We start from the raw sequence: 13,338 nt of genomic DNA on the forward strand, positions 1-13,338 counted from the left end.
CTTGCGCGGTGCAGACGATCCGTTTTATTCGGCTCGCGAAAACGCCCTCACGCGCGAGCGAATCTGTTCAAGCTCGCCAGTTGTGTACGGGCGCTGTTCGGCGTCGATTGCTTGCTGATAAGCCGCGCCGTCTGGCAGGCGGCTTAGGAGCGCATGTATTTCGCTGGTCATCGTATGCTGGGCGGGTTCGAATGAATACAGGCGCAGCTTCTTCTCGCCGCGTTCATACATGAGCCAAGTGCACGTCGCAAACACGACTACGATGATAATTTCCTGAAGACAGAGGATTAGAGTAACTGGAAGGTTCCAAGCTTCCAGCATGACGATCGCAAGTACTCCGGCTATGGCAAGCGTGACCGTTGCTGCAAGGAGGCCGCGGACGTCGGCGACCAGTTTGTGTCGCATATGGTCGCGAGTGAAGATATTATCGACGCAACGGTGAAGTTATTAATTTGGTGTACGAGTGAGCCAGCTGAATCGCTAACGGCCTCAACATCTTCATGGATAAATCGGGATTTCTCTTCCTCTCGAATTGCGCGCTTGGCGTGGTTGCCGCCTACGTCATTCCGGATCGTCAATCAAACGAAGTGGGCTGGTCGCATCGCAATTTAGCATCCGATCCACTATTGAAACTGATAAGAAAACGTTGCGTTGATGCGAGGGTTGCGCGATGCGCTTTCAATTGGAGCGGCGCCGACGGGCTTGGCTACGGACAAATCCAGGCTGTAATATCGTGCATCACAGATGCGAAATCCCGCGCCCACCGATGCCAGTCTGCTCGATTGCGCCGTGGTGCCATGCAGGTACACGCGGGCGGTATCAATGATGAGATATGGCGTGATCGTCTTGAGGTAGGCGAATGCGAGGGGAACAGGACGGTTGATCTCTGCCGAGACAGCCCAGCCCGAGTCGCCCGACACCTCGCCTGGCTGATATCCGAGTGCAAAACGTTGCGCCCCAAACGCAATCTGCTCCGACGTTGGCAAAGAGTCAGCACTATATTGACCGGTCGCAGCGACGACCGTACCGATTTTGAACGGCCATTCGTTGCTTTGCGACGCCGTTGCACCCGTACGCAAGAAGGTGAGCGAAACCGGATTCTGGGTAAGCACGCCCGCAATGTTGGTGTCAGCTGCCTTCGATGCACCGAGCACGTTGAACGCTTTTGCCACGTTTAAGCTTGCGCGTCTGACGACACCCGGTTCCGCGCTGGTGAAATCGAGCTGCAGTGCACTCACGCGTACTTGGGATCGCTGGTCGATTTGCGCACCGGTGATGGTGTTTTTGAACCGATCCTCGTTGCTCGAGGCATATGCGCTGGCCGTGCCGATCAAGCTTCTTGAATTACTCAGAATGAATGGGTACGACGCCGATATGCTTGCCCTGTCGTTGACAACGGTACGCTCAACATAAGATGGCAGGCCCGGGTTATCCGACGGGTGTCCGTAGTAATGTGATGCATCAACCTTGGCAATGAAACCATCGGTACCAATCGGCAATGCGGCGCTCACCGCGTAATACGTCTGGTCATCGCGGCCCTTCGGAAAGAGTCCCGAGACGCCAAGCGTTTCTCCAACGCCCAGCATCTCGTTCTCCGTTGCGCTGACAATCCCTTGCACGCCCGGGTGGTTCAGATCGATGCCGGTGGCAAATGTGAAGGGCTGGCGTTCGACATCGAGCGCGAGTGTTGCGGCCCCGTCAGTGTTTTGTGGTGGTGCAACGGTGGCGGCGATTTTTACACCAGGCACGAGTCCCAGTACATTGATATAGCGTTCAAAGCTCGCCTGGCGAAGCGGGCGGTCCGCGCGAATGCGTTCGGCGAGCGCGCGAATGCGCTTTTCGGCCGCGCCAGGCTGACCGTTTATCTCAATGCGTTCGACGTATCCTTCCACCACCGTGATACGCACCACGCCGTTTTGGAAAGTCTGCGCGGGTACGAAAGCAAAGGAGAGGGCGTAGCCTTTTTGCTTGTACAGTTTCGTTACGCCGTCTGCGGCCTTGATCAGATCGACGATTTTGATCGCTTGACCAACCAGGGGGGCGAACCGCTGCGCAACTTGACCAAATGGGATAGCGTGCACGCCTTCGATCTGGACCCTTGACGGCGTGATCGGACGCTCAAGGAGAGCTTGAAGTTGAGGTGCTTGGGGTTGCACGTCTACAGTCACGCTTGGGGCGCCGCGAGGAGCATTCACCTGTGGCAAGGCTTCGAGCGGGTTGCCTGCGCTTGGCGGACGGACGGGGGGTGCATTTTGCGAGTGCGCAGGACGAAAGGTCATTGCCGCGAACAGCAATGCCCATGTTAATTCTTTGCGAATCAAAGCACGGCCCCTCGGGAAGACGGTTCTTTTTTTGTACGAACTGCGCCCGGCAGGGGCGCCTACGGGCGAGCGCAGCGCCGCACTCGTCGTCAATGTTCATCAACACAAAGACGTCGGTTTGCATAAGCGGGTGCTTGAACAAACGCCGACTCAGAGTGAATCCGCAAGACTCCACCCATGCAAGGTGAAAGTCTTACGGCGTTCACTCCGAGCAGCCGCTGCACGAGCGTATCTTAGAGCGCTCTAGTGAGCCCGCCCGCCGAGGAGCGACCCGACACCGCCCAGTACCGAGCCAATGACGCCTGGCTGCGAACCCGGTGTGCTTCCCCCCGAGCTAGAGGCAAGGCCCGCGCCAATACTAACGACGCCTGGCACCCCGACGCCTACGCCTGCCACTGGCGTTCTCGCACCGGTCGCCGATCCGGGCGAGCCCGCCCCAACGCCCACACCGACCGGTCCGGTCGCCGGCGTACCGAGGCCGGCTAAGACCGTGAGCCCGCCAGGCGCCGCACCACCCGCGCTTGTAGGTGTGCCTGACAGTCCGCCCGCCGCACTGCCAACTGCGCTTGTCAAACCACCTACGGCCCCTGTAACAGGCGCGAGCGGTCCTGGACGTCCCTGCGTCCCGCCGGCAGAACCGAGCGTGCTGGCAACGCCTCCGACCGCTCCTGTGATGGGGGCGAGCGGTCCTGCCCCCGGTGTACTCGTTACGCCAGAAAGGACGCCGGCGACGGGCGTGAGCGGTGTCGTACCGGGCGTTCCGCTCACCAGGCCGCCCGTTGAGGCGATAGTTGTGCCGGTGCTTGAGAATACGCCGCCTAAGCCTGTCGTGAGAGCGCCATTGCCCGTAGACGACAGTGTCTGTCCGGCCGAATTCAACCTGCCGCCGAGGCTTGTCAACAAGTAGTTTGCGGGCGCGCCTATGCCGGTCGCAGCGCCAACGGTTTGCGTAGTGGAACCGACGACCGAGGTAATCGGTGTGATCGCACTGCTCGCGCCCTGCGTGACATTTTGAACAAGCCCCGTCGATAGGACCGGGTCCAGTGCCCCGCCGGTACGCGTCACGGTCCGACCGAGCTGACTCACTACACCGCCTGTGTCTGTCGTGATCGGTGCAATAGGAGCAAGCGTCCCCGTCCCGACGCTGCTGACAAGATCCCCCGCGCTGCTCACCGCACGGCCCGTGTCCTGCACGACGCCACTCGTGCTTACCACGGTGGTACCAAGCGGATTCGATGTCGAGCCGATTTGACCCAGTCCTTGCGACACGCCGTCGCCAAGCGTCGAGACAGCGGCGCCCGCGTGGCTCACTATGCCGCCCGCAGCTTGCGTGGTGGTTGGATTAATGCCTGCAAGGGTGGTCGAGCCTACCGCGGAGCCCAAGCCACTTGCGGCGTCACCGACTGACGAGACAATGCCGCCCGCAGAATGCGCGACTGCGGCAACAGGCGTTACCACGCTGCCGCCTGGCGTATTGCCGCCCCCGTTGCTTCCCCCTGCGGCACCGCCACTGCCGCCTCCTGAATTTCCATTGCCACCCGCTCCGGCCGCTCCCCCGGCGACCGTGCTGCCGCCTGTTCCCGATGCTCCACCCGAAGTACCCGCGTTGCCCGTACCCGCAGCACCGCCGCCGCTTGCCGTTGAAGTATCGCCCCCAGCGCCGGCGCCTGATCCGCTGGTGCCGCCCGAGCTTGAAGAGGGGCCTGACGCAGTGTCAGTACCGTCACCGGTTGAGATTGCCCCCGAACTGCCCATCTGTCTGCTGGTGGACCCGGAGCCACCACACGCGCCAAGCGCGAGAAGGGCAGCCACGCTCGTTGCTACAATAGTGAGGCGCAGCGCGCCCCTTTGCATGCCTTTGGTCTTCATAACACCCTCGAATGTTCTATTTAGATGGCCGTGGTATTTCACTGGTCGATTAACGGTAGTGACGTGTCCCAATCCGTTCTCGACTCTGTCGCTGGTATTAAATGCGTAAATCGTTCCGCCTAATTGCGGTTAGATCTTGAGTGCAGTAACTTTGAATGTTTTCAATAGGCGTCCTCCATTAATCTGACGTGTGGTTCAGTTCATGTATTTATAAATGATTTAAATGACGAAATCCATTGCCGTAGGTAGATCCACAACACGTGTTAACCCGTAATCTTTTTTGTCCGAAAGCGCAGGATGCCGAAAGAGACGCAGCTCGGTCGGTAGTGGATTACAGACACGCAATGGTCCTCGTTAGTCCGGTGGCGAAAGCAGTAATACGAGGACTTATCACGAACGCTTTTCTGTAAAAGCTACCGTCGGAGCTAAAAGGCGTCGAGCGTTATGTAGCGAAAGTTTATACGTGAGAGAAAGTGGTTATTCCGAAAGGCCGAATTGGCGGGCAAATTCCGAGGCTGGCATTGGTCGACCGAATAAATAGCCTTGTGCCGTTTCGCAGCCTTTCTTGCGCAAGCGCGCGCTTTGCTCTTCTGTTTCCACGCCCTCGGCGATGACCTCCAACCCAAAGCTGTGGCCAAGATAAAGGATGGCTCGAACGATCGCCGCGTCGGCGCTCGACTCGCACATTCCCCGAACGAAGGTCTGATCGATCTTGAGCTTCGTCAGGGGATAGCGCTTCAACATGCTCAGTGAAGCGTAGCCCGTCCCGTAGTCATCGAATGCAATCCCCACCCCGTCGTCGCGAAGCTCCCGCAGGGGTCCGATCATCTGGTCGTCGTGACGCAGGATGATGTTTTCGGTAATCTCCAGCTCCAAGGCTGACGCGGGGAGTCCCGTTTCGATCAGCGCCGCGCGGACCCTGCTGGCGAGATCGCCTGTGCGAAACTGGGCGCCAAAAAGATTGACGCCCATTCGGAATTCAGGCGAGCCGTGTGCGCGCCACCGAGCGGCTTGATTGCACGCGGTTCGAATGATCCAGTCGCCCATTCGAGGAGCAAGATACCCGGCCTCCAAGGCGGAAAGAAACGCGCCGGGACCGAGCAACCCCTTTTCAGGGTGACGCCATCGCAGCAACGCTTCAGCGCCGATTAGCGCGCCATCAGAGAGCCTAACTTGTGGCTGGTAATAAAGCTCAAATTCATGGTGTTCGAAGGCCCTCAGTACCTCACTCTGATAGGCTCGCTTGTCGGTCGCCGCTTCGCGCAGTCCTGTCTTATAGAAACGGTGGCAGTGCCGGCCTTCGGCTTTGGCCTGGTAGAGGGCCAAGTCCGCACTGGACAGCAACTCCCGCACGCTCGACCCATGCTCCGGACACATCGCAATGCCAACGCTTGCACCGATGTTGATTGCCTGCCCATCAACAGTAAGGATGCGCGATAGAGATTCGATAACGGTGTCGGCGATTTCGGCCGCACGGGAGGCACTGACCAGACCCGGAATGAGGATGGAGAATTCGTCGCCGCCCATGCGCGCGAGCGTATCAAGAGCCCGCACCGACGATTCCAGACGACGAGCCACGGTTACTAAAACGGCGTCACCCGCGGAGTGGCCCAGGCTGTCGTTGACATCCTTGAATCCGTCAAGATCGACCATCATGACGCAAGCAGCGCTTTGATCGCTTAGTGTCTGTTCCACGCGAGACCTGAACATCGTGCGGTTGGCCAATCCAGTCAAGGAGTCGATGTGGGCAAGCTGGAATAGTCGTTCTTCGTTGGTACGGCGCTCGGTAATGTCGCGCAAGATCGCGCCGAAACTCGGGCGTCCGTTCTCTCGCCACATGGAGGCGGACAACTCGACAGGAATACTGGCGCCGCTCGCAGCATGAACGTTGAGTTCGATGGTGCGTCCCTCGATCAAGGACGCGCCCGCTGTCGCTAATTCGTGTACCCGATTAATCAATTCCTGGGGAGCGATGAGATCGATGCTGCGCCCGAGGATATTTTCCGCGCGATAGCCGAGCAACCGATCGGCTGCGGGGTTCCAGAAGGTCACCAAGCCCTGCTGATCCGCACAGATAATCGCGTCCGGAGACGTCGCGGCAATGTTCTCAAAGCGGGACTGACTTGAGCGGCGGGCAAATTCCAGGCGGCGAACCTCGAGCTTGTCGAGCACAAGCGCAGCGAGCTCTGAGAGATTGCGACGCTCGCTATTACTAAATGCGTCTCTCGGTTCGGTGTCGATCAGGCAGAGCGTGCCCAGCGCATAGCCGAGCGTGTTGCGAAGCGGCGCACCGGCGTAAAACCGTATGTGCGGTTCACCGGTAACCAGGGCATTATTACAAAAGCGGGAATCCTTCTGGGCATCGAGGATGACCATGATCTCGTCGCGCAGGATCGCATGGGCGCAGAACGAGACGTCGCGGGATGTCTGGCATACGTTGAGTCCCACACTCGCGGCGAACAACTGGCGCTGGGCATCAACCAGTGAGACAAGCGCGACCGGCACGCGGAAGATGCTTTGGGCCAAGTGAACAAGGCGATCAAAGCCCGGGTCGCCGAGTGTCGCGTCGATCGAGTATTCGCGAAGCGATGCAAGTCTCGCTTCTTCGTCAGAGCCAATTAATGTGGAGTCCATGGCAGTTGTTCACCTGCTTTGTAAGAATGAAGCTCATTTGGCGGTCTGGCTTCGCCGCGAAGTGGTGAATAGCCTGGACTTCTAGCGTTGATAACGGCGAAAAACGTTTGTGCTTTAGGCGCCGTGCCTCATATCAGGGGGCACCTTGGGGCGAGCGCTGCGGGACGATGGTGGCTTGTCGGGGCCCCAACCCGACGGATCGTGGTGCCACTCGTAGTCGTCGAGGTCGGCTTCGGCGCCGTGTTTGGGTACCAACCAGGCGAGAAACGTCGCAAGCACTATGACGCCGAGTATCACTATGACCTTGATCAACATCGCTTCCCCGATTGTTGCCCATACGAAATCCGTAATTCGTATACAAAAAGAAAGCAAGTTTGATGCTAACGAGCTTCGGTGATAACCCTTTGTGCGCTCTTTGGGTCGTGCAAGGTTGGGAAGGCGGTAACGAGCGGCCGTCAGCGGCCCCCGATGGAGCCGCCGCGCTGCCGAGTCACGGCCTCACCACGCTGGCCGAAGTTCCCAAATCAGCGCGACCATCACCACGGCTGCAGCACCGACTAGGGCCACGCCGCCCGCGATGAGGAAATCGAGCGACGAAAACCGCTGCTCCCGATTCCTCATTTCGTGAAGCAGGGGATTTAGGGATGTTTCCATCAATCGGACGGCGTGAGTTGTCCGCTTCGAGAACGGGCTCCTGAGATGCCGTCCCCGACGTGAGGTTATTTTCTTCTCGGACATGCCCGGCTGAGACGCTGAGAGCGGTGAAGTTCAAGCAGACAATTATGCAAGTTTTAGGCCGCCTAAACGAATGCCAGAGGCAATCCGTGCGCACGCGGCGGATGCAAGCCAGCATCTGCAAGGCGGGATTCGTGCGGGCGTACATATTTTTTGCAGGGCATGAACGACTTCAAGAGCCCTTTGCAAAGGACCTAAGCTTGGTGACTCATCACCTAGTCGACGATGTTTGCGTATGGGCCGTATCACGACGCCCGCGAAACAGGACAGGCATGACGAAGAAGTCTGCGACCCGATTAACACCGGCCGTGCGGTGGAAACCACGCCGGGAAGCTCGATGCATGAAACGGCAGGCACCCGAACTTATTAGCAGGGCTGCCCGGCAGTGTGGCTGTAGCCTGCGTCGGATTGCAGTCGAGGCGCAACACCGCTGGCAACATGGCTACAGATATTGGCGCTGAGCGAGACTCATTGACCCGTACCGGTCACATTAATGGAAAATTAGATAGAGGATCACCAACACGATAACTGGAACCCCAAGCAACCAACCCAAAAGATACGGCATGTGTGTGCTCCCTATTTGCTATTCATTGAATGTATGTACGTCGGTTGGCGCAGTAACTGCTATAAGTTCTCGCCGGCATCGTGTGGATCACTTCTCGCAAAACACGTTCCCACCCCATCTACTTACGCTATGGATGCCGAAATGAGAACTACTCTACGGTCTTCGATCGGCAACGCGGCAGTTATCGCTACTATGGCTTGGCTCCCAGCGCATGCGATCGCTCAACCCTCTGCACCTCCGAAATCGGATAATGCGCCGAAAGGGGGCGTGGAGAGGCGCGCCATGGCTCATCCGCCGGTTGATGCGTCGAGTGATACCGCTGCGGCGACTTCTTCGCCTATGCCAGCGCCCCCCGTCCGCGACCCCACCAATAGCGGGGAAAAACCACGGTCGCCAACACTTGATGCGCCTTTGGCTAAGCCTTATTAAACACCGCTCATGCAAGCGGCGAACAAACCAGCCAAACCCAGCGGTTGATTATCGGACCCAGGATGATTCCCACCCAGTCGCGAAGGTGATCGCCTTCCAGGTTTTCGTGGACAGAATTTCTGGGTTTGCCGTGGGTTCGGGCGGGAAAGGGGAGCCGGTCCTAAGCGCCGGTGGAAGGTTAATAATGCCGGTTACCACATGAGCGGAGGGGCGGATGGCCGCCTTGTCGGACGAGATGGCGCGCATTCTTGAAAAAGCGGGCGAAGGGCTCAAGGCGTTGGAGAATGAGGTAATCAGGCCGAGTTCGATCCGGACGATCCAGCGAGTGTCGAAGCAGCCATCGCCCACGTCGAAGCAGTCACCGACGCCAAAGTCACGCGCTTTCAAGGCAACCGTCTTGTCGAGGAAGCAGCGGACGCGATCAAAGCGGAATGCCGGGACTTATACTTCTACAGGCTACCGACCGCAGCCGGTAAGTGCTTTTTTCTACTTTGGTTGCTCCTTTCGTTGTTCGATCGCCTCGAGAACGGCATCTGGATGTCGCCGCCTGCAGGGTCTCCGCACGCTCGTCGTGCCGGTCCCGTACGTTAGGAGATCGCGTCGAAGCTCCTCAAGCAGCATCATGCTTTTGGCACGCTTGCGCACAAAAAGCTCGGTAAAAAGCGGGCTCACCAAAAAATACGCGAACGCGCTCGATCGCTCTATGCGCGGCAGTGCGCTTCTCATCCTCGCGCTGAGCGAATCGAGAAACCTTGTCTAAATTTTCGTGAATTGCATCAGAAATATTCTGGACAGTGCCTGTGTCGGCCTGCGGATCGGTTGTCATATCAGCGCTACGTTCTCAACGGAGGCGGCCAAGGCCGGAGGGTGGTTTTTTCTACCTTGAGCGCGGGAGCGCATCGGAAGCTTCGCCCGCGTTCGCGGCATAACAAATTCATCTGTATCTATTTTCACTTAAAGGAGTGCAAACGATCTTTCAGGTACACCCGTTGCGATTAGTCCGGCGACATCCTAACAGGTCAAAACCAATATTCCGGCACATTACTAAGTCACGACTACGTGCCATCCAAAGATGCGGCTCGTTCAAAGCGGTGCTGCAATTTCTGTAGCGATGGTGCGGTGTGAGCCCCCGAAAAAAAGCGGCCACGATGTCTTGAATGAATCAAACGTTGAAGCGCTTGCCACGTCGCATCGGCCGGGCGGTGCAATCGCCGTAAGCTTTGCGAGTGCCCGGCGCAAGGGTCTTGAGTTGCTGTCATCGACCCCTGGAGCGGATGTCCTCAATTTCCCGGACGTCTCGGTACATACCCTCGATTGACGACAAGAAACGTCCGGCCGATACTTTGTCCGTACAAATAAACAAATGAGACGGGAGTATCGAGCATGCAAGCTGAAGAAGTGGGAAAGCAGCGTTATCGAGCGAGCTATGGCCGCTACTTTGAAGAGTTCACGGTTGGCGATATCTACGAGCATCGGCCGGGACGCACAATCACCGAGGCGGACAACATCCATTTCTCATTGCTGACGATGAATTTCCATCCAATGCACTGTGACGCAGCACATGCCGCGAAAAGCGAATTCGGGCAATTGCTGGTGAACAGCGGACTGACCGTGGCAATTGTGCTCGGCATGTCTGTCAACGATGTCAGCGGCAAGGCCATTGCCAACCTCGGCTGGAAAGAAATCAAGCTCACCGGTCCCGTGTTTTGCGGCGATACCCTGTATGCGGAATCCGAAGTGCTCCAAACGCGTGAATCGAAATCCCGTCCCACGCAAGGCATTGTCACGGTCCATACGCGCGCGTTCAAGCAGGACGGCACCGCCGTCATGGACTTTGTACGCACCGCGTTGATCGCCAAGAAAGGCCACGGCACCCGCGAGTAGCACAGCTCGACACGCCGCAGGAAATGCTGATTCGGCCCAAGAACGAACGCATTTCACTCCATCCTCACAGTAAGGAGACAGCTGTGAACCAACTCGTAAGCTCAGGCGCGCGCCTCGACAGATTGCCAATGGCGAACTTCCACTGGAAGATCCTTGGCCTCATCAGCGCGGGCGCGTGCCTCGATGCGTTCGACGTGTATCTCGCCGGCGGCGTCGTGGCCGCGATGATGAAGCAAGGATTTTCGACGCTTCATCTCAACGCGCTGTTCGTATCGGCGGGATTCTTCGGGATGGTGATCGGCGCGGGCTTGTCCGGCTATCTCGGCGATCGTTTCGGGCGTCGTTCTTCATATCAATTCAACCTCGCGCTGTTTGGCGTGATGTCGATTGCAGCCGCGTTTGCGCCGAGCATCTACTGGTTGATCGCGTGTCGCTTCCTGATGGGCATCGGACTTGGCGCCGAACTGGTCGTTGCTGCCGGAACGCTGTGCGAGTTCATCCCGCCGGCGTATCGCGGACGATGGATAGCGCTGCTTGGGCTCATCGTCAATTCGGGGCTCGTCATTGCAACGAGCGTGGGATATGTCGTGATTCCGACGCTCGGATGGCGCTGGATGTTCGCCATCGCGGGCATTGGCGCAATGATCGTATGGGCGCTGCGCCACAGCATGCCGGAGTCGCCGCGCTGGCTTGAATCGGTCGGACGTCTCGATGAAGCTGAACGTACCGTGAGCGCGATCGAGGCCGAGGTTGCGAAGCAGCGTGGTCCGTTGCCCGAATGCGCGCGCACGCAGAACCTCGAAGTGCCGCAACTGCCGTTCAGTGCGTTGTTCCGGCGCGGGATGATCGGCCGTACGCTGACAGCAGCCCTGACGGCTATAGCGGTGAATGTCGCGGTCTACGGTTTCGTTGCATGGCTGCCGACCTTCTTCGTGAAGGAAGGGCGGGATGTGGTGACCTCGCTTGGCTTTACTACGCTGATGTCGTTCGGCGCACCGTTCGGCGCGGTGCTCGGTTTCCTGAGCGCGGACCGTCTCGGCCGCGCCAAGGGTCTGGTTTTCTTCTCGGCGATGACAATTGTCCTCGGCTTCATCTATCCGCAGATGGTCGCCAACGCCGCGATCGCGTGTGTCGGCTTCGTGCTCGTGAGTTGCATCTTCGCGATTGTCACGCTCGGCCTCTTTGGCTACGTGCCCGAGTTGTTTCCCACGGCATTGCGCTTGCGGGGAACGGGCGCTGCAGGCGTGTGCGGCCGGCTTGCATCGATGACCACGTCATATGTTGCCGTGCTGCTCTACGCCCAGTTCGGATTGTTCGGCGTCCTCGGCATGGTGTCCGGCGTCCTGATCCTGTTGATCGTGGCGGTCTTGTCACTCGGGGTCGATGCGAATCAATATTCGCTCGAAGCGGCATCGCCTGACGAAGACGCGCTCGATACCCATCTGGATATCAAGCAAGGAGGAATTGCACGATGAGCTCCATGTCCATGTCCATCTCCGCGACGCTTGCGCGCTTCACGACAAACCTGCAATTGTCCGATGTACCCCAGGCGGTTCGCGAGCGCGCCAAGCACCTGATGCTGGATAGCATCGGCCTTGCGTTCGCGACCACGGAATTCAATTATTCGCGTGCAACGCTCGCCGCCATGCAGGAACTCGACAGCGGCAACGCGTCGGTATTCGCGCACACGGAACGCCTTGCCATGCGCGACGCAATGCTCTTCAACGGCTTGCTGATCCACGGCCTGGATTTCGACGATACCCACGCACGCGGCGTGATCCACTCGACCGCAAGCGCGCTGCCTTGCGTGTTCGGCGTCGGCGAGCGCGAGAGCGCAAGCGGCGCCGATCTGCTCACCGCGTATCTTTGCGCGATGGAAGTGTCCACCCGGGTGAGCGCAGTTGCACAAGGCGGTTTTCACAAGGCAGGTTTCCATCCGACGGGGCTCGCAGGCGCGTTCGGCTGCACGCTGGCGGCCGCTCGCCTGCTCGGCCTCGACGCAGCACGCGCGACCCACGCGCAAGGAATCGCCTTATCCATGGCCTCGGGGAGTCTCGAATTCCTGCAGGACGGCGCGTGGACCAAGCGGCTGCATCCCGGCTCGGCGGCTGTCAGCGGCACGATCGCGGCGTCGCTTGCGAAGCACGGCTTCGTGGGACCAGGCGCGCCCTATGAAGGCCGCTACGGGCTCTATTCGCTGCACCTGAACGACGCCGCTTCGCCTGATCTTTCCATCGCGACGGCCGGACTTGGCGATCAATGGGAAATCGATCACGTCGCGCTCAAGCCGATACCCGCCTGTCATTTCACGCATGCGTCGTCGGACGCCGCCGTCGAGCTGCATAAACAACACGGCCTGACGCTCGATGAAATCGAGAACGTCATCGTGCGCGTGCCGGGTCCGACCGTGGATGTGGTCTGCGAGCCGGTATCGAACAAGAAGCGGCCCGCGAACAGCTACGACGCGCAGTTCAGCATTCCGTACATCGTCGCGACGGGATTGCTCAAGGGACGTTTTACGCTCGACGACCTGGACGACGCTGCGCTTGCCGATCCGGCGGTTTTATCGCTGGCACAACGCGTCGACTACGAAGTCGATAACGAGTCCACATTCCCGCGCCATTACACCGGCGAGGTGATCGTCTTTACACGCGATGGCCGGCGTCTGGCGCACCGTGAAGCGATCAATCGCGGATCCTCGGACAGGCCGCTGAGCAACGACGACATCGTCGCGAAGTTCTTCGATAACGCCGCACGCGCGCTCACGCAAGAACGCGCCACGCAAATCCGCGACGCGATTCTTGGCCTCGAACAGACACCGGTGTCAACGCTGGGAAGCGTATTGCGTCGTCCCGCTTAATCGCCGCATCAATTAATGTGCTGCACGCCTTCAGGGCAGGA

Annotated in this window: 12 protein-coding genes; 5 read left to right on the top strand and 7 right to left on the bottom strand. The window is 58.9% G+C overall.

Features of this window, described 5'->3' with window-relative positions; all coding sequences use genetic code 11:
* Positions 1 to 24: 24 nt before the first annotated feature.
* From AWB64_RS25935 to AWB64_RS31720, 6 genes are all read right to left on the bottom strand, one after another.
* Entirely contained in the window at positions 25 to 405 is a 381-nt protein-coding gene (locus AWB64_RS25935; protein ID WP_060858281.1) for a hypothetical protein, read from the bottom strand.
* A 218-nt stretch (positions 406 to 623) separates the two neighbouring features.
* A complete protein-coding gene (locus AWB64_RS25940; RefSeq protein ID WP_060858326.1) occupies positions 624 to 2,279 on the bottom strand; it encodes a ShlB/FhaC/HecB family hemolysin secretion/activation protein in 1,656 nt (551 codons plus the stop codon).
* Positions 2,280 to 2,564: 285 nt separating this feature from the next.
* Positions 2,565 to 4,190 (bottom strand): collagen-like triple helix repeat-containing protein, encoded by a 1,626-nt coding sequence (locus AWB64_RS25945; protein ID WP_063493285.1) that lies wholly within the window; start codon positions 4,188 to 4,190, stop codon positions 2,565 to 2,567.
* A gap of 477 nt (positions 4,191 to 4,667) precedes the next feature.
* Positions 4,668 to 6,824: a putative bifunctional diguanylate cyclase/phosphodiesterase gene (locus AWB64_RS25950; protein ID WP_060858283.1), complete on the bottom strand. Its 2,157-nt coding sequence runs from the start codon at positions 6,822 to 6,824 to the stop codon at positions 4,668 to 4,670.
* A 498-nt stretch (positions 6,825 to 7,322) separates the two neighbouring features.
* Positions 7,323 to 7,478: a hypothetical protein gene (locus AWB64_RS31715; RefSeq protein WP_157766704.1), complete on the bottom strand. Its 156-nt coding sequence runs from the start codon at positions 7,476 to 7,478 to the stop codon at positions 7,323 to 7,325.
* Positions 7,479 to 8,601: 1,123 nt separating this feature from the next.
* Positions 8,602 to 8,940, bottom strand: coding sequence for a hypothetical protein (locus tag AWB64_RS31720; RefSeq protein ID WP_157766705.1), 339 nt, complete (start codon positions 8,938 to 8,940; stop codon positions 8,602 to 8,604).
* On the opposite strand from AWB64_RS31720, the gene AWB64_RS32805 reads away from it, so the two are divergent.
* Positions 8,893 to 9,144, top strand: coding sequence for a hypothetical protein (locus AWB64_RS32805; protein ID WP_510183557.1), 252 nt, complete (start codon positions 8,893 to 8,895; stop codon positions 9,142 to 9,144). The genes AWB64_RS31720 and AWB64_RS32805 overlap by 48 nt on opposite strands.
* A 19-nt stretch (positions 9,145 to 9,163) precedes the next feature.
* Here the strand turns inward: AWB64_RS32805 and AWB64_RS31725 are convergent, their stop codons facing one another.
* Entirely contained in the window at positions 9,164 to 9,379 is a 216-nt protein-coding gene (locus tag AWB64_RS31725; RefSeq protein WP_157766706.1) for a hypothetical protein, read from the bottom strand.
* Positions 9,380 to 9,706: 327 nt separating this feature from the next.
* Here AWB64_RS31725 and AWB64_RS31730 point away from each other — a divergent pair, with 327 nt between their 5' ends.
* From AWB64_RS31730 to AWB64_RS25970, 4 genes are all read left to right on the top strand, one after another.
* A complete protein-coding gene (locus tag AWB64_RS31730) occupies positions 9,707 to 9,871 on the top strand; it encodes a hypothetical protein (protein ID WP_157766707.1) in 165 nt (54 codons plus the stop codon).
* A 65-nt stretch (positions 9,872 to 9,936) separates the two neighbouring features.
* Entirely contained in the window at positions 9,937 to 10,437 is a 501-nt protein-coding gene (locus tag AWB64_RS25960; protein ID WP_060858285.1) for a MaoC family dehydratase, read from the top strand.
* A 128-nt stretch (positions 10,438 to 10,565) separates the two neighbouring features.
* On the top strand, positions 10,566 to 11,912 hold the full coding sequence (locus tag AWB64_RS25965) for an MFS transporter (protein WP_060858286.1): 1,347 nt from the start codon (positions 10,566 to 10,568) through the stop codon (positions 11,910 to 11,912).
* Positions 11,909 to 13,297, top strand: coding sequence for an MmgE/PrpD family protein (locus AWB64_RS25970; RefSeq protein WP_060858287.1), 1,389 nt, complete (start codon positions 11,909 to 11,911; stop codon positions 13,295 to 13,297). Before AWB64_RS25965 ends, AWB64_RS25970 begins: the two co-directional genes overlap by 4 nt.
* Positions 13,298 to 13,338 lie beyond the last annotated feature (41 nt).

This window comes from Caballeronia sordidicola, assembly GCF_001544455.2.
Lineage (GTDB): Bacteria > Pseudomonadota > Gammaproteobacteria > Burkholderiales > Burkholderiaceae > Caballeronia > Caballeronia sordidicola.

Excerpts from the sequence above, each read along its gene's own strand:
- AWB64_RS25935 (WP_060858281.1), bottom strand. The coding sequence starts at position 405 with ATGCGACACAAACTGGTCGCCGACGTCCGCGGCCTCCTTGCAGCAACG.
- AWB64_RS25940 (WP_060858326.1), bottom strand. The coding sequence starts at position 2,279 with ATGACCTTTCGTCCTGCGCACTCGCAAAATGCACCCCCCGTCCGTCCG.
- AWB64_RS31725 (WP_157766706.1), bottom strand. The coding sequence starts at position 9,379 with ATGACAACCGATCCGCAGGCCGACACAGGCACTGTCCAGAATATTTCT.
- AWB64_RS25960 (WP_060858285.1), top strand. The coding sequence starts at position 9,937 with ATGCAAGCTGAAGAAGTGGGAAAGCAGCGTTATCGAGCGAGCTATGGC.
- AWB64_RS31715 (WP_157766704.1), bottom strand. The coding sequence starts at position 7,478 with ATGGAAACATCCCTAAATCCCCTGCTTCACGAAATGAGGAATCGGGAG.
- AWB64_RS25945 (WP_063493285.1), bottom strand. The coding sequence starts at position 4,190 with ATGAAGACCAAAGGCATGCAAAGGGGCGCGCTGCGCCTCACTATTGTA.
- AWB64_RS25965 (WP_060858286.1), top strand. The coding sequence starts at position 10,566 with ATGGCGAACTTCCACTGGAAGATCCTTGGCCTCATCAGCGCGGGCGCG.
- AWB64_RS25950 (WP_060858283.1), bottom strand. The coding sequence starts at position 6,824 with ATGGACTCCACATTAATTGGCTCTGACGAAGAAGCGAGACTTGCATCG.
- AWB64_RS25970 (WP_060858287.1), top strand. The coding sequence starts at position 11,909 with ATGAGCTCCATGTCCATGTCCATCTCCGCGACGCTTGCGCGCTTCACG.